The 15,368-nt window shown below is 71.2% G+C and carries 15 protein-coding genes; 10 read left to right on the top strand and 5 right to left on the bottom strand.

What is annotated here, in order from left to right:
* The first annotated feature begins 99 nt into the window (after positions 1-99).
* Together QYS60_RS18165 and QYS60_RS18160 are read left to right on the top strand one after the other, a co-directional pair.
* Positions 100-870, top strand: a complete 771-nt coding sequence (locus tag QYS60_RS18165) for a deoxyribonuclease IV (RefSeq protein ID WP_371383839.1) — start codon at positions 100-102, stop codon at positions 868-870.
* 47 nt (positions 871-917) lie between these two features.
* On the top strand, positions 918-1,526 hold the full coding sequence (locus QYS60_RS18160) for a hypothetical protein (RefSeq protein ID WP_003936169.1): 609 nt from the start codon (positions 918-920) through the stop codon (positions 1,524-1,526).
* A 9-nt stretch (positions 1,527-1,535) separates the two neighbouring features.
* Here the strand turns inward: QYS60_RS18160 and QYS60_RS18155 are convergent, their stop codons facing one another.
* Positions 1,536-1,997 (bottom strand): PPOX class F420-dependent oxidoreductase, encoded by a 462-nt coding sequence (locus QYS60_RS18155; protein WP_289380613.1) that lies wholly within the window; start codon positions 1,995-1,997, stop codon positions 1,536-1,538.
* Between the two features lie 199 nt (positions 1,998-2,196).
* Between QYS60_RS18155 and QYS60_RS18150 the strand changes: the two genes are divergently transcribed.
* The 3 genes from QYS60_RS18150 to QYS60_RS18140 all read left to right on the top strand — a co-directional run bounded on the left by QYS60_RS18150 (position 2,197) and on the right by QYS60_RS18140 (position 5,523).
* Positions 2,197-4,098, top strand: a complete 1,902-nt coding sequence (locus QYS60_RS18150; RefSeq protein ID WP_289380612.1) for an ABC transporter ATP-binding protein — start codon at positions 2,197-2,199, stop codon at positions 4,096-4,098.
* On the top strand, positions 4,095-4,610 hold the full coding sequence (locus tag QYS60_RS18145; protein ID WP_371383838.1) for a DUF664 domain-containing protein: 516 nt from the start codon (positions 4,095-4,097) through the stop codon (positions 4,608-4,610). Before QYS60_RS18150 ends, QYS60_RS18145 begins: the two co-directional genes overlap by 4 nt.
* 109 nt (positions 4,611-4,719) lie before the next feature.
* Entirely contained in the window at positions 4,720-5,523 is an 804-nt protein-coding gene (locus QYS60_RS18140) for a DUF1206 domain-containing protein (protein WP_371383837.1), read from the top strand.
* Positions 5,524-5,569: 46 nt separating this feature from the next.
* On the opposite strand, the gene QYS60_RS18135 is transcribed toward QYS60_RS18140, so the two are convergent.
* From QYS60_RS18135 to QYS60_RS18125, 3 genes are all read right to left on the bottom strand, one after another.
* Entirely contained in the window at positions 5,570-7,483 is a 1,914-nt protein-coding gene (locus tag QYS60_RS18135; RefSeq protein WP_289380609.1) for a DEAD/DEAH box helicase, read from the bottom strand.
* Positions 7,484-7,553: 70 nt separating this feature from the next.
* A complete protein-coding gene (locus tag QYS60_RS18130) occupies positions 7,554-8,594 on the bottom strand; it encodes an SDR family oxidoreductase (RefSeq protein WP_371383836.1) in 1,041 nt (346 codons plus the stop codon).
* Positions 8,591-9,163, bottom strand: coding sequence for a TetR/AcrR family transcriptional regulator (locus tag QYS60_RS18125; RefSeq protein WP_258913667.1), 573 nt, complete (start codon positions 9,161-9,163; stop codon positions 8,591-8,593). The genes QYS60_RS18130 and QYS60_RS18125 overlap by 4 nt, the downstream gene beginning before the upstream one ends.
* Before the next feature lie 121 nt (positions 9,164-9,284).
* On the opposite strand from QYS60_RS18125, the gene QYS60_RS18120 reads away from it, so the two are divergent.
* From QYS60_RS18120 to QYS60_RS18105, 4 genes are all read left to right on the top strand, one after another.
* The gene (locus QYS60_RS18120; protein ID WP_371383835.1) at positions 9,285-10,559 is read left to right on the top strand and encodes a TrpB-like pyridoxal phosphate-dependent enzyme; all 1,275 of its coding nucleotides are present in this window, start codon (positions 9,285-9,287) and stop codon (positions 10,557-10,559) included.
* Between the two features lie 126 nt (positions 10,560-10,685).
* Positions 10,686-11,117 carry a hypothetical protein gene (locus QYS60_RS18115; protein WP_040781965.1) on the top strand — a complete coding sequence of 144 codons (432 nt, stop codon included), beginning with the start codon at positions 10,686-10,688 and terminating at the stop codon, positions 11,115-11,117.
* 62 nt (positions 11,118-11,179) lie between these two features.
* Entirely contained in the window at positions 11,180-11,809 is a 630-nt protein-coding gene (locus tag QYS60_RS18110) for a phosphoribosyltransferase (protein WP_003936142.1), read from the top strand.
* Between the two features lie 156 nt (positions 11,810-11,965).
* The gene (locus QYS60_RS18105; protein ID WP_371383834.1) at positions 11,966-13,768 is read left to right on the top strand and encodes a long-chain fatty acid--CoA ligase; all 1,803 of its coding nucleotides are present in this window, start codon (positions 11,966-11,968) and stop codon (positions 13,766-13,768) included.
* 57 nt (positions 13,769-13,825) lie between these two features.
* Here QYS60_RS18105 and QYS60_RS18100 read toward each other — a convergent pair whose 3' ends face one another.
* Positions 13,826-14,470 carry an alpha/beta hydrolase gene (locus tag QYS60_RS18100; protein ID WP_371383833.1) on the bottom strand — a complete coding sequence of 215 codons (645 nt, stop codon included), beginning with the start codon at positions 14,468-14,470 and terminating at the stop codon, positions 13,826-13,828.
* 32 nt (positions 14,471-14,502) lie between these two features.
* Between QYS60_RS18100 and QYS60_RS18095 the strand changes: the two genes are divergently transcribed.
* The coding region (locus tag QYS60_RS18095; protein ID WP_371383832.1) for a DUF2252 family protein at positions 14,503-15,368 on the top strand (866 nt) is incomplete at its 3' end.

Below are 15,368 nucleotides of genomic sequence, written 5' to 3'. Positions count from 1 at the left end.
GGGCACCATCGGGGACGTCCCGGATTCCTCGCGGCCGGATCTCAGGGTGACGCGCGGCGAGGCGCCGGCGAGGCACCGCCGGGCGCTACCGTCGAGATCATGCGGATAGGAGCACACGTCCGGCAGGACGACGATCCGATCGGCTGCGGCGAACGATACGGCGCAGACCTGGTGCAACTGTTCCTCGGCGATCCCCAGGGGTGGACGAGACCGGGCACGCACCCCCGGCAGGAGCAGATCCGTGCGTCCGACGTCGCGGTGGTGGTGCACGCCCCCTACGTGATCAACGTCGCCAGCACGAACAACCGGCTGCGGATGCCGTCGCGCAAGGCCGTGGCCGAGCACGCGGAGGCGGCCGCCCGACTCGGCGCCTTCGGTCTGGTCGTGCACGGCGGTCACGTCCGGTCCGGGGAGGAGGTCGCGGCGGGCGTGGAGAACTGGCGCAAGCTGTTCGAGCGGCAGGAGGACAAGGGCGGGTTCGCGGTACCCGTCCTGATCGAGAACACCGCGGGTGGCGACTTCGCGATGGCGCGGCACGTGGCCGCGATCGCGCGGTTGTGGGACGCCGTCGGCGACTACGACGTGGGTTTCTGCCTGGACACCTGCCACGCGTGGGCGGGCGGCGAGGACCTCGTCGACGTCGTCGAACGGGTACGGGCCGCGACCGGCAGGATCGACCTGGTCCACCTGAACAATTCCCGCGACGGCTTCGGTTCCGGCCGGGACCGCCACGCCGGCATCACCTCCGGCACGATCGACCCCGACCTGCTGGTGGCGGTGTGCCGGGCGGCGGACGCGCCGGTCGTCCTCGAAACCCCCGCGGAGGGAATTGCCGACGACATCGCCTACCTGCGCGAACTGCTCGGTTGACGCACGCCTCCCGCACACCGCTCCGTCACAGCCGTAACATCTTGCCCATGAAGCACGCCCGGATCGCCGTCGTCGCCCTCGCCTTGGTCCTCGCGGGCTGCTCGGACTCCGACAGTCCTGCTCCGTCCGCGTCGGCGAGCACCGCCACCTCGTCCGTCCCGTCCGGGTCCTCGTCGGGGTCGTCGGGTTCGTCGGACTCGCCGGGCGACGAGCCCGCCCCCACCGACGCGTCGGACAAGACGTCACCCGCCTCGGCGGACGCGAAGCTGACCGTCACCGACATCCGCACCGGCCGGCACGAGAACTTCGACCGGGTCGTGTACGAGATGGGTGGAACCGGCACCCCGGGGTGGCGCGTCGGCTACGTCGACCGGGCGGTGCAGGACGGCAGCGGCAACGACGTGACCGTCGCGGGCGGCGCGATCCTGCAGGTGCTCATCGACGGATCGGCGTACCCGTTCGACAGCGGTGTCGAGCCCTACTCCGGGCCCGACCCGGTGCTCGCGCAGCCGGGCGGATCGGTCGTCGAGGTCACCGGCTCCGGTGTCTTCGAGGGCGTGACCCAGTCGTTCGTCGGCGTCGCGGAGCCGAACACACCGTTCGACGTGTACGCACTGACGAACCCGACGCGGCTGGTCGTCGACGTCGCTCGCTGACCGCGCGGCTCAGACCCGGCCGGGCGGGAAGCCGCCCGTCGCCACGGGACCCCAGTCGTCGACGGTGATGCGGATCAGCGACTTGCCCTGCTTGCGCATCGCCTCCCGGTACTCGTCCCAGTCGGAGTGTTCCCCGGCGACCGCGCGGAAGTACTCGACCAGGGGCTCGACCGAATCCGGCAGGTCGATCACCTCGGCGGTGCCGTCGATCTGGACGTAGGGGCCGTTCCAGTCGTCGGAGTGGATCAGGATCGACACAGCCGGGTGGCGGCGGATGTTCACGACCTTGGCGCGTTCCGGGTAGGTCGCGACGACGATGCGGCCGGCGTCGTCGAGCCCGCACGTGACCGGAGACATCTGCAGCCGCCCGTCGGACCGCACGGTCACCAGGGTGCCGCGGTGGCGGGGACGGACGAATTCGAGCAACCGGTCGCGGTCCACGCGGTCTGCGGTTGCGATCTTCGGTGCCATGTTCCCGACCCTACGTGCACGGCCGTGACGGCGACGAACATTCCTGTCGGAGTGGCCGGGCAGAATTCGCCGGCGGGACGCGACCGCGCCGACGGATCCGGTGGTGACGACACGGCCGCGTGACGCTGCGCGACCTACCCTTGACCTCGAGTCCACTCGAGGTTCTACGGTCGGGCGACCGACTTCAGGAGGCTCCCGAATGAGCATGGAAGTGACCGCGTGGAACGCGATGTACAACGCGATGCACGCGCAGAGCGACCGGCGCCCGTTCTCGCGCGCGAGTCTGCGCCGCATCGCCGAATTCGCCCGCCCCCACCGCCGCAACATCGGCATGTATCTGCTGCTGAGCGTCGTGATCGCCGCGCTCGGGGTGGCCACCCCGGTGCTCGCCGGCCGCGTGATCGATGCGATCGTCGACCGCGCCGACCTCTCGGTGATCACCTGGCTGGCGGTGCTGATCGCCGCGATCGCGCTCGTCGAGGCCGGCCTGGGCATCCTGAACCGCTGGCTGTCCGCGAGCATCGGCGAGGACCTGATCCTCGACCTGCGCACCACCGTGTTCGACCACGTGCAGCGCATGCCGGTCGCCTTCTTCACCCGCACCCGCACCGGCGCTCTGGTCAGCCGACTCAACAGCGACGTGATCGGCGCCCAGCGGGCGTTCAGCGACACCCTGTCCGGGGTGGTCGGCAACCTCGTCACCCTTGCGATCACGCTGGTGGTGATGGTCGGCATCTCGTGGCAGATCACGCTGCTCGCGCTGCTGCTGCTGCCGATCTTCGTGGTCCCCGCCCGGCACATGGGCGTGCGACTGGCCCGACTGAATCGTGAAGCGGCCAACCATAATTCGGTGATGAGTACCCAGATGACGGAGCGGTTCTCCGCGCCCGGCGCAACGCTGGTGAAGCTGTTCGGGCGCCCGTCGCAGGAGTCGTCGGAGTTCGCCGTCCGGGCCCGCCGAGTGCGCGACATCGGGGTGAAGACGGCGATGCTGCAGTCGGTGTTCGTCACCGCCCTGACTCTCGTGTCCGCTCTGGCTCTGGCCCTGGTCTACGGACTCGGCGGCTTCTACGCACTGCGCGGGCAACTCGAGCCGGGCGCCGTCGTGGCGATGGCGATGCTGCTCACGCGGCTGTACTCGCCGCTGACGGCACTCGCGAGCGCCCGCGTCGACGTGATGAGCGCGATGGTGAGCTTCGAGCGGGTCTTCGAGGTGCTCGACCTGCGGCCGCTGATCGAGGAGGCGCCCGACGCCCGCCCCGTCCCCGACGGTCCGGTCGCCGTCGAGTTCCGGCACGTGGACTTCGCGTACCCCTCCGCCGACAAGGTCTCGCTGGCGTCGCTCGAGGAGGTGGCCACCCTCGACACCCGTGGCGGCGCACCGGTCCTGCACGACGTGAGCTTCCGGGCCGAGCCCGGGCAGATGGTGGCTCTGGTGGGCTCCTCCGGCGCCGGCAAGTCCACGATCGCGCAGCTGGTGCCGCGGCTCTACGACACCGACGCCGGCTCCGTACTGCTCGGCGACGTCGACGTGCGCCGGCTGACGACCGCCTCGATCCGCGGCGCCGTCGGCATGGTGACCCAGGACGGGCACCTGTTCCACGACACCGTGCGGGCCAACCTGCTCCTGGCCCGCCCGGAGGCGACCGAGGACGAGTTGTGGGACGTACTGCGCCGGGCCCGGCTCACCGAGCTGATCCGCTCCCTCCCCGACGGCCTGGACACCGTCGTCGGCGAGCGCGGCTACCGGCTCTCCGGGGGTGAGCGCCAGCGGCTGACCATCGCGCGGCTGCTGCTCGCCCATCCGCGGGTGGTGATCCTCGACGAGGCCACCGCGCACCTGGACTCGACCTCGGAGGCCGCCGTGCAGGAGGCGCTCACCGAGGCGCTGGCCGGCCGGACCGCGGTGGTGATCGCGCACCGGTTGTCCACCGTCCGCGCGGCGGACCTCATCCTCGTGGTCGAGAACGGCCGCATCGTCGAGCGCGGCACCCATACCGAACTGCTCGCCGCCGACGGCCGCTACGGAGAGTTGTACCGCACCCAGTTCGCCGATTCAGGACCGAAGGTGTCCGCAATGGCGCCCACACTGGGCTCATGACGACGAACGAGACCGACCTGCTGCTCCTGCTGCTCGACACTCAGCGCACCGCGTTCCGCAATGCGCTGTCCGGCCTGACCGAGGACCAGGCCCGCAGTACGCCCAGCGCCTCGGCGATGAGCCTCGCCTCCCTGCTGAACCATGTGATCGACGGCGAGGTCGCGGCCGCCGACCGGATCTCGGGAACCGAGTCCCGCGACCCCGACCCCGTCGCGGCGTGGACGGCCGGGTGGGCGGTGCGCGACCACGAGACCGTCGCGGACCAGCTCGCCCGGCTCGACACCGTCGCGGCCCGCTTCGCCGACGTGCTGCGGGCGGAGCCGGATCTCGACCGGGTGGTGGACCTGCCCGAGAGCATCGCCCGATGGCTGGACCAGGGCGTGCCGCTCAGCGTCCGCTTCCTGGTCCTGCACCAGATCGAGGAATGGGCCCGGCACGCCGGCCACGCCGACATCATCCGCGAATCCGTCGACGGCGCCACCGCCGACGTCCTGGCGGGCGGGGCCTGGTAACCGGGATCGGCGAACCCGGACGGCACACCGCAGCCGCGATAGGCTCCCCGTAGGCACCAATGCCCGGGCGCCCCCGGCGCCGTCGCCGCGAGATCCTGGAGGCCGTCGCGTGACCGGACAACAGACCAGCACGGGACCTGCGGGCGCCGCGCAGCACCCGATGTTCGAGAAGGTGGCGCGGGTCGGGCAGGCGGCGAGCGGCGTCGTGCACCTGCTGATCGCGTACGTGGTGATCCAGGTCGCGTTCGGTGATCCGGCCACTGCCGACCAGTCCGGCGCGCTCCGCGAACTCGCCGCCCAGCCCGGCGGCAGGATCGTCCTGTGGGTCCTGGCCGTGACGCTCACCGCCCTGGCGCTGTGGCGACTGGTGGAGGCCGCGGTAGGCAAACGCTCGGAGGTCGAGCAGCCCTCGGCGCTGGACCGGGTCAAGACCCTCGGTGTCGCCGTGGCCTACCTGGCGCTGGCTCTGACCGCGTTCCAGTTCGCGCGGGGCAGCGGCAAGTCGAGCAGTGAGCAGAACGCCGGAATAAGCGCCCGGTTGATGCAGTCCGGCGGCGGCAAGTTCCTGCTCGTCGCGGCCGGTCTGGTGATCATCGGCATCGGCGCCTACCACGTCTACAAGGGCGCGGCGAAGAAGTTCCTCGACGACCTGCACCGTGGGCGACTGCCCCGCTACGCCGAGCCGCTCGGTGTCGTCGGGTACGTCGCGAAGGGCCTGGCGATCGCCGGCGCCGGCGTCCTGGTCCTCGTCGCGACGTTCACCGCCGACCCGTCCAAGGCGACGGGACTGGACGGTGCCCTCAAGACGCTGGGCACCGCCCCGTTCGGTCAGTTCCTGCTCGTCGCGGCCGGCCTCGGCATCGCCGCGTACGGCGTGTACTGCTTCGTCCTCGCGCGGTACGGGAAGATGTGAGTGCCGCGGGCGCGCTCAGGCGCGCCCGCGATCGCCACCGGCGCGCTCAGTCGCGCCCGCGATACCCGCCACCGGAACCGTGTCCACCGGACTGCCCGCGCTCGCCGGACCGTTCGCGGAAGCCGCGGTGCGGCTTGTCGCCACGCCCACCGAAGTCCTTGCCGCGGCCGCCCCGGTCGCCCCAGTCCTTCTTGCCGCCGTACTCCCGGCGCTCACCGTGGCGGCGCTCCCCCCGGTCGTCGCGCGGACGATAGGACGACGGTCGGCCCGACGGTGCCCCGCTGTCGGGCTGCAGCTGGATCAGCACACCCGAGATGCGGGTGCCCCGCAACGCCTCGAGCGTCTCCGGCGACAGGTCCTTCGGCAGCTCGACGAGGCTGTGATCCGGGCGGATGCTGATGTGCCCGAAATCGCTGCGGCGCAGGCCGCCCTCGTTGGCGATGGCGCCGACGATCGCGCCGGGCACCACGCGGTGGCGCTTGCCCACGGCGATGCGGTAGGTGACCAGTTCCTGCCCGTCGCGCCCGACGCGGGACGCACCGTCGTCGTCGAATCGGCGCGGCGGCCGCTCCCGCGGCTCGCGGTCGCGCCGCGGCGGTGCCACGGGCTCGGGTTCGGCCTCCATGAGGAACGACTCCCCGTCGCGGGAGAGCACCGCGAGCGCTGCCGCGATGTCGGCGAGGGGCACGTCGTGCTCGCGCTCGTAGTCCTCGACGAATCGGCGGAACAACGCCAGGTGGTCGGATGCCAGCGCCTCGGTGATCGAGTCGTTGAACTTCTCGACGCGCTGGGCGTTGACATCCTCCACCGACGGCAGCTGGATCTCGGTGAGCGGCTGCCGGGTGGCCCGCTCGATCGCCTTGAGCAGGTGCCGTTCGCGGGGGGCGACGAACAGGAGCGCGTCACCGCTGCGCCCGGCACGGCCGGTGCGGCCGATGCGGTGCACGTAGGACTCGGTGTCGTGTGGGATGTCGTAGTTCACGACGTGGCTGATGCGGTCGACGTCCAGGCCGCGGGCCGCCACGTCCGTCGCGACGAGGATGTCCAGCGCACCGCTCTTGAGCTGTCCGATGGTGCGTTCGCGCTGGGCCTGGACGATGTCGCCGTTGATCGCGGACGCCGAGAAGCCCCGGGCCCGCAGCCGCTCCGCGAGGTCCTCGGTGGCCTGCTTCGTCCGGACGAAGATGATCATCGCCTCGAACTGCTCGACCTCGAGGATCCGGGTCAGGGCGTCGAGCTTGCGCTGGTGCGACACGAGCACCCAGCGCTGGGTGATGTTCGCCGAGGTCGTCGTCTTCGACTTGACCGTGATCTCGACCGGGTCGTGCAGATACTGCTTGGACAACCGGCGGATCGCGCCCGGCATGGTCGCCGAGAACAGCGCGACCTGCTTGCTCTCGGGGGTGTCGGCGAGGATCCGCTCGACGTCCTCCTGGAAGCCCATGGTGAGCATCTCGTCGGCCTCGTCGAGTACGAGGAACTCGAGTTCGGAGATGTCGAGGGTGCCCTTGGCGAGGTGATCGATCACACGTCCGGGCGTGCCCACGATGACCTGCGCGCCCCGGCGCAGCCCGGACAGCTGCACGCCGTAGCTCTGGCCGCCGTAGATGGGCAGCACGTGCAGCCCCGGGATGTGCGCCGAATACTTGCCGAAAGCCTCCGCGACCTGCAGGGCGAGCTCGCGGGTGGGGGCCAGGATCAGCGCCTGGGGCCGCTTCACCGTGGTGTCGATCCGCGACAGGATCGGCACCGCGAACGCGGCGGTCTTGCCGGTACCGGTCTGCGCGAGACCGACGACGTCGCGTCCCTCCAGCAGCGGCGGGATGGTGGCCGCCTGGATCGGCGACGGGGTCTCGTAGCCCACATCCGAAAGCGCCTGCAGCACACGGGCGTCGATGTCGAGATCGGCGAACGTGGGGGTGGCGGTGTCGGCTTCGGGGTCTTGCACAGTATCACTCATTTGACCTGCAGTTTATCGGATGGACGGTCATGGCCCCTCCACGGCGCCCGGGCGAGGGTCCCCGACCACCCTAGCCGTCCGCCGGATCCGGCGCCGTCGCCGCCAGATGGCGGGCCCACAGCCGCAGCGCCGGCCGCACCGGCGGGTACTCGAGTCCGTGCCGGCGGGCGAGGGCGGTGGCGGACGCCGTCGGGTAGGTGTCGGCACTGAGGAAGCTCAGGGTCTCCTTCTCCGCACCGGTCAGGCGGGACGGCAGCGCCCGCAGGACGGCCACGGGGATCCGCCGGCGCGGTGCACGAACGCCGAGTTCGTCGGCGACCAGGGCGACGAGCTCGGGCAGCGGCGGGGTGGTCTCGTCGAGCACCCAGTAGGCCTGCCTCACCGTCTCCGGGTCGCGCGGGACCAGCGCCAGGAAACGCGCGAGATGATCGACGGTGACGACGGGCAGCACGGTGCGCCGGGAACCGGGCACGGCGCGCAGCCGCCCGCGGGCGAGCTGCACGACCAGCTCCGCGAGACCGAGGAACTGGTCGGCCGCCCCGGTTCGGGAGTCGCCGATCACCGTCCCGGGGTTGACGACCGTGAGCGGAACCCCGAGGCGGTCGGCGAGTGCACGCACCACCGCGTCGGCTTCGATCTTGGACGCCTCGTACGCGCCGAACCGGCGGTAGGTGCGGCGCCGGTGCCGCTGGGGCCACGGCGCCGGCACGGCCGGGTACGCCGCGACCCGATACCCGCTGACGTGCACGAGCCGGCGCGCGCCCATCCCCGCCGCGAATCGGGTGATCTTCTCCGCCAGAACGACATTCACCTCCCGCGCCGCATGCGAGGTCATCCCGAAGGCGAACGCGGCCGCCAGGTTGTAGACGTCACGCACGTCCGCCGGCACGGGATCGAGGGCGAGCTCGGCGGCGTCCGGGTCGAACACGTGGACCGAGAGCCGGTCGAGCGGCACCCCGTCGGAGACGAGCCGGTCGCGCAGGCGTGCCCCGGACTCCGCCGAACGCACCGCGGCGACGACGAGGACGTCCCCGTCGTCGCCGGTGAGCAGTTCCCGCAGCAGCCCGCGGCCGAGGAACCCCGTCGCCCCGAAGACCACCGCGGCGCTCATCGGCCGGCTCCGACGAGGCCGAGTGCGACCGCGCGGGCGTCCGCGAGGGGGGCCACGTCGTGCCGGGCCCGGGCGACGGTGGTCGCGCCCTCGACGAGGCTGACGATCACTCCGGCGAGCCGGGCGGCATCGGGTATCCCGTCGCGGGCGAGCACGCGCTCGAGGATCACCCGCCACGATTCGTAGACGCGGGCGCAGCTCTGCTGCAGCACGGGATTGTCGGCGGCGGCGTCGACGGCGACGGCGACCACGGCACAGCCGGCCGCGAACCCGGCCTCCTCGAGCCGGGCCGCGAGGTCGTCGAACACCGCGGCGACGATCTCGGCGGCGGTCCGCCCCTCGGCCAGCAGCCCTTCGAGGAGGCCGGCGAACTCCTCCCCCACCCGGTCCAGCGCCGCCGCAACGAGCTCGTCCTTGCCGCCGGGAAAGTGGAAGTACACCGAGCCGCGCGGCGCTCCGGAGGCGTCGGTGATGCGGGCCAGACCGGTGCCGTGGTAGCCGCGGGACTGGATCAGCTCCAGCGTGGTGTCGATCATGCGTGCTTTCGTGCGCGCTCCCTTGGTAGTCACAGCGAAATAATAGACCGGTCTACATATTTCTGTCGACCCCGACCGCCCTGGCGGGGCAGCCCGCATGCGACGGAGGGCACACTGAACTCGTTCCACTCTCGTAAGACGAAAGGACCGTCCGGTGCCGGAGCCCGTCAGCATTCCCACCCACTGGTACAACATCGCGGGAGATCTGCCCGACGCCCCGCCGCCGCACCTGCATCCCGGCACCAGGGAACCGGTCACGGTCGCCGATCTCGAACCGCTGTTCGCCGCGGGGCTGATCGAGCAGGAGCTGTCCACCGAGACCGACATCGCGATCCCCGAACCCGTCCGGGAGGCGTACGCGACCTACCGCACCACGCCGCTGCTGCGGGCCCGGTCCTTCGAGCGGGCACTCGGCACCGCCGCCCGCATCTACGTCAAGTACGAGGGCGTGAGCCCGGTGGGCAGCCACAAGACGAATTCGGCTCTCGCACAGGCGTACTACAACTCGGTCGACGGCGTGAAGAAGCTCACCACCGAGACCGGCGCCGGCCAGTGGGGCAGCGCCCTGTCGTTCGCATGCGCCAAGTTCGGCATCGACCTCGAGGTGTGGCAGGTGCGTGCCTCGTTCGAGTCCAAGCCGTACCGTAGGCACCTCATCGAGGTGTACGGCGGCACCGTGCACTCGAGCCCGTCGGACCTCACCGCGTCCGGCCGCAAGGTCCTCGACGAGCAGCCGGACACCCCCGGCTCGCTGGGCATCGCCGTCTCCGAGGCCGTCGAGGTCGCGGCCGGCGACCCCGCCGCCCGGTACGCGCTCGGCAGCGTGCTCAACCACGTCGTGCTGCACCAGACCGTGATCGGCCTCGAGGCCGTCGAGCAACTGCGAGCCGCCGGCGAGGAACAGGCCGACGTCGTGTTCGGCTGCGCCGGCGGCGGCTCCAACCTCGCAGGCCTGTCGTTCCCGTTCCTGCGCGAGGTGCTGCACGGCCGTGCCACCACCCGCGTGGTGGCGGCCGAGCCGGCCGCGTGCCCGTCCATCACGCGCGGCGAGTACCGCTACGACCACGGCGACATCGTGGGCCTGACCCCGCTGCTCAAGATGCACACCCTCGGCCAGGACTTCATCCCCGATCCCATCCACGCCGGCGGGCTGCGCTATCACGGCATGGCGCCCCTGCTGAGCCACACCGTCGAGCTGGGCTACGTGCAGGGCACCGCGGTGGCGCAGACCGACGCGTTCGCGGCGGCCGTCGAGTTCGCCCGCAGCGAGGGCATCGTGCCGGCCCCCGAGTCGGCCCACGCGATCGCGGCGGCCGCCGAGTACGCGCGGACCGTGACCGAACCCGAGGTGATCGTGATCGGGCTATCGGGGCACGGGCAGCTCGACCTGCCGGCCTACGCCGCCTATCTGCACGGCGAACTCGGGTAGCGCCCGGGCGTGTCTTCCTTCTGTGGTGGGGAGGAAGACACGCCGAGGAATTCTGTGATGCAACACACGCCCGGTGATCGGCGATACACCTGTGGAACCGCTCCGAGTCACCACCGGGAGGCCCCGATGCCCGACGCAGCCGACAACCTGGCCCTGCGCCTGCTCGACGCAGTGCACCGCACCCGAGGGGTGGACCCCGGGATCGTCACCGATCGCTACCGGGCCTACCGGGCGGCGCAGGGCGCGGACGCCGGCCACGACGGGATCCGCGCCCTCCTGCGGACCTTCGAGGAGACCGGCGGCAGCGCCCAGTGGGCCGGCAAGGTCGGGCACTACCGTCGTCGCTACAGTCCCGAGGACGCGCCCATCGCCGCCGACACCGTCGAACTGGCCGCCGACGTCCTGTACCGCCACGGGGTCGACACCGTCGACGACCTCGCCGGCACGGACGACACGACCCTCGCCGACGACTGGCAGCGGGCCGGGGGCGACCCGGCCGTCTGGCAGCCCCTCCTCGACGCCCTGCGTCCGGCCCGGGCCCTGTCCGGCGTCGCCTGACCCGGCCCGGATCCGGCCGCAAACCCGCCCGGCCGCCCGACGGCCGAGCGCATACTCGACGTATGCGTTATTCCGGCCGTCCGGAGGCCGGGCGGCGGCTGGCCCGCTCGGTTGCCCACCTGCGCGACGCGAACCCCGTGGTGCTCGCGCTGCCGCGTGGCGGGATCCCCGTCGCGCGGGAGGTGGCACACGCGCTCGACGCCCCGCTCGACGTCCTCGTCGTCCGCAAACTCGGCGTGCCGTGGCAGCCGGAACTGGCGATGGGCGCCATCGCCGAGGGCGGCTTCCGCGTGCTCAACGAGGACGTCATCCGCATCGGCCGGGTGGCCGAGGACTCGATCGAACGGATCGAGGCCCGAGAACGCACCGAACTCGACCGTCGCGCCCGGCTGCTGCGCGGCGGCAAGGAGCGCACGTCGCTGTCGGGACGCACGGTCGTCCTCGTCGACGACGGCATGGCCACCGGTGCGACCGCCGCTGTCGCCTGCCTGGCCGCCCGCGAGTCCGGCGCCGAGCGGGTGGTGCTCGCAGTTCCCGTCGCTTCCCCGGAGGCCGCGCGACGCGTCCGAGCGGTGGCCGACGAGGTGGTGTGCCCGTTCACGCCGGCCGACCTGGGCAGCGTCGGCGCCGCGTACGACGACTTCCATCAGCTCTCCGACGACGAGGCCGCTCGCCTGCTCGGATCCGCCTGAGCACCCCTGCGCCGGCCGGTGCCCGTTTCCCCCATTCACAGCTATCCCCACAGGTCAGCGCGAAAGGCTACAAATCGGACACCCCCGCTGCTGCATTTTCCACCCTCGTGTGATGCAATGCACATCCACAAGTGGAAAATTGATGGAGGGGTCACCGTGAAAGAGTTTGCCGTGCCACAGTCGTTCTCGATCCCCGAGGACGCATCGATGGCGGACGCCGTCTTCCGGCACGAGAAGGAATCGCCGACCTGGGTGCCGTTCGAGCGCCGGATCGACGGCCGGTGGGTCAGCGTCACCGCCGCCGAGTTCGCCGCCCAGGTCCGCGGGGTCGCCAAGGGCCTGATGGCTTCCGGGATCGAGCTCGGCGACCGGGTCGCGATCCTGTCGAGCACACGCTACGAGTGGGTCCTGATCGACTACGCGATCTGGGCTGCCGGTGGCTGCACCGTCGCCATCTACGAGACCTCGTCGGCCGACCAGGCCCAGTGGATCCTCGAGGATTCGGGGACCTCACTGCTGATCGTCGAGAACGACGAGCACGCGCGCACGGTTGCGACAGTGGCCGAGGCCGCGCCGGCCCTGCGCGAGGTCCTGCAGATCGAGGGCGCACCGGGAGCCAAGAGCGCCGTCGACGAGCTGATCGCCCGGGGCGCGGCGATCACCGACGCGCAGCTCGAGGAGCGGCGTCACCAGGTGCGGGCCGAGTCCCCCGCCACCCTGATCTACACCTCGGGCACCACGGGCCGCCCCAAGGGCGTGCAGCTGACCCACAGCAACCTGTGGGCCGAGGCCGCCGCCGTCAAGCTCGCCCTCCCGAACTCCATGGTGAGCGGCAAACGGACCCTGCTGTTCCTGCCCCTCGCCCACGTGTTCGCCCGCGAGATCTCGTTCGGCGCCTTCGAGCACGGCGTGACCGTCGCGCACACCTCCGACCTCACCACGCTGCTCGACCAGCTCGGCGAGTTCAAGCCGAACTTCATCCTGTCGGTCCCGCGCGTGTTCGAGAAGGTCTACAACTCGGCCAAGCAGAAGGCGTACGACGGCGGCAAGGGCAAGATCTTCGAGAAGGCCTCCGACACCGCCATCGCGTACAGCGAGGCGCTGGACAAGGGCGGGCCCGGCCTGGGCCTGAAGATCAAGCACTTCGTCTTCGACAAGCTGGTGTACAGCAAGCTGCGCGCGGCCCTCGGCGGCGAGTGCGAGCAGGCGGTCTCCGGCGGCGCCGCCCTCGGCGCGCGCCTCGGCCACTTCTTCCGCGGCGTCGGCATCCCGATCTACGAGGGCTACGGCCTGACCGAGACCACGGGCGGCGTCACCCTCAACACCCCCGAGCACCAGCGGGTGGGCAGCGTCGGCCGGCCCGTCAACGGGCACGCCGCACGGATCGCCGAGGACGGCGAGCTGCTGCTCAAGGGTCCCGCGGTGTTCGGCGGCTACTGGAAGAACGAGAAGGCCACCGCCGAATCGATCGTCGACGGCTGGTTCCACACCGGTGACATCGGCACGATCGACGAGGACGGGTTCGTCCACATCACCGGCCGCAAGAAGGAACTCATCGTCACCGCCGGCGGCAAGAACGTCGCCCCGGCCGTGCTCGAGGACGCGCTCCGGGCGCACCCGCTGATCAGTCAGGTCCTCGTCGTCGGCGATGCGAAGCCGTTCATCGGCGCGCTGATCACCCTCGATCCGGAAGCCCTGCCCGGCTGGAAGGATCGCCACGGCATCGCGGCCGACGCTCCGGTGTCCGAGCTGCTCAAGCACCCCGACCTGATCGCGGAGATCGACGCCGCGGTGGCCGAGGGCAACAAGAAGGTCTCGAACCCCGAGCAGATCAAGAAGTACCGGATCCTCGAGGTGGACTTCACCATCGAGACCGGCGAGCTGACCCCGACGCTCAAGCTCAAGCGCAACGTCATCCACGAGGCGCACGGCACGGCGATCGAGGCCATCTACTCGTAGGGCCACCCCCTGGCTGAGCGAGTGCATCCCTCCTCTCCTCAGGAGGGATGCACTCGCTCACCCGTGCCGAGGGGCCGGCACGTCCGTCACGGCCAGAACGAACTCGGCGACGTCACGGGTCACCGCGCGGTGCACCGGCTCGTGCAGCAGATCGTGCCCCGCGTCCGGGTACTCGCGCAGCTCCAGGTCCGGGATCGCCCGGGCCCAGGTCCGGACGGGGTCGATCGGGGCCAGCCGATCGTCGGCGCCGTGCACCGCGAGCAGCGGTATGTGCGCCTGCTCGAGGATCTCGGCCGTGGCAGGCACGGCCGCCGAGCGGGGCGTCCCGCACAGCACGGCGCCGCGGAAGCGGCCGGCGTCGGTGCGTAACAAGGTGAGTGCCGTCGCCGCGCCCAGCGAATGCCCCATCACCACCAGCGGCATCCCCGGCTCGGCACGCTCGGCCACCTCGGCGACGCGCAGCAGGTCCGCGGCCAGGTCGTCGACGGCACCCGGTTCACCGGGGCTGCCCTCGGACAGGCCGTGCCCGGCGAGATCGAGCCCCCACACCGCGATGCCGTGCGGCGCCAGACCCGCGGCGAAGCGGTGGTAGTGGCCGGTGTGCTGACGCATCCCGTGGGCGAAGACGACGGCGGCTGTCGCGCCGTCGACGGACCAGTGCCGGTAGTGGATGCGGCCGGTGCTGCCGTCGAAAAAGGGCATGCGGTCATTGTGCGCCGGTGCACAATCACGGGGTGACACCGACTACCGTCGCCGAGCGCAGTCGAGCCGAGGGGCGTGCCGCCCGCACCCGCATGCCTCGCAGTGCGCACGGCGAATTCCGTTGTCCCGAAAGGGATCCGGTCGCGATCTTCGAGCAGCAGAACCGCACCCGGCTGCCGGAACTGGTGTCGATCCGGTACGAGCGGATGACGGAGTCCCCGTTCGCCTACTACCGCGGCAGCGCCGCCGCGATGGCGAAGGACCTGTCCACCGAGCCGGTGACGGGACCGCACGTGGTGGGCTCGGGCGACGCGCACCTGGCGAATTTCGGCCTGTACGCCTCCCCGGAGCGCCGAGTCCTGTTCGACCTCAACGACTTCGACGAGGCGTATCCGGCGCCGTGGGAATGGGACGTCAAACGGCTGGCCGCGTCGGTGTGGTTGGCCGGCCGTCAGACCGGTTGCACCGAGCAGCAGTGCCGGGACGCGACCCTCACGACGGTGCGCTCGTACCGCGAGACGATCCGGTTCCTGTCCGGCCTGACGGCCACCGAGCGGTTCTACTTCCAGGTCGACGCGGACGAGATCGAGCAGGCGTCGCGGAATCCGGAGGCGATACGCGCCGTCGTGCAGAAGGCGCGGGGCCGCACCTCCGAACAGGTCCTGAGGAAGCTGACGGTCACCACGGCCGACGGCGTTCCGCGCATCGTCGACCAACCCCCGATCGTCCGGCACCTCGACATCGGGCCGCTCGAGGTCATCGAGGGGATCGTCGCGTCCTACCGGGCGACGGTACGGGCGGATGTCCAGCTCCTGCTCTCCCAGTACCGCGTCGTGGATTTCGCGATGCGGATCGGGGGGTGTCCCTATGTTTGCTGTCAAGCCGCTGCAGCAGCGGG

The organism is Rhodococcus sp. GXMU-t2271 (genome assembly GCF_041414735.1).
Taxonomy (GTDB): domain Bacteria; phylum Actinomycetota; class Actinomycetes; order Mycobacteriales; family Mycobacteriaceae; genus Rhodococcus; species Rhodococcus indonesiensis.
The sequence above is the reverse complement of the archived record's forward strand: the minus strand, read 5'-3'. Positions and strand labels throughout refer to the sequence as shown.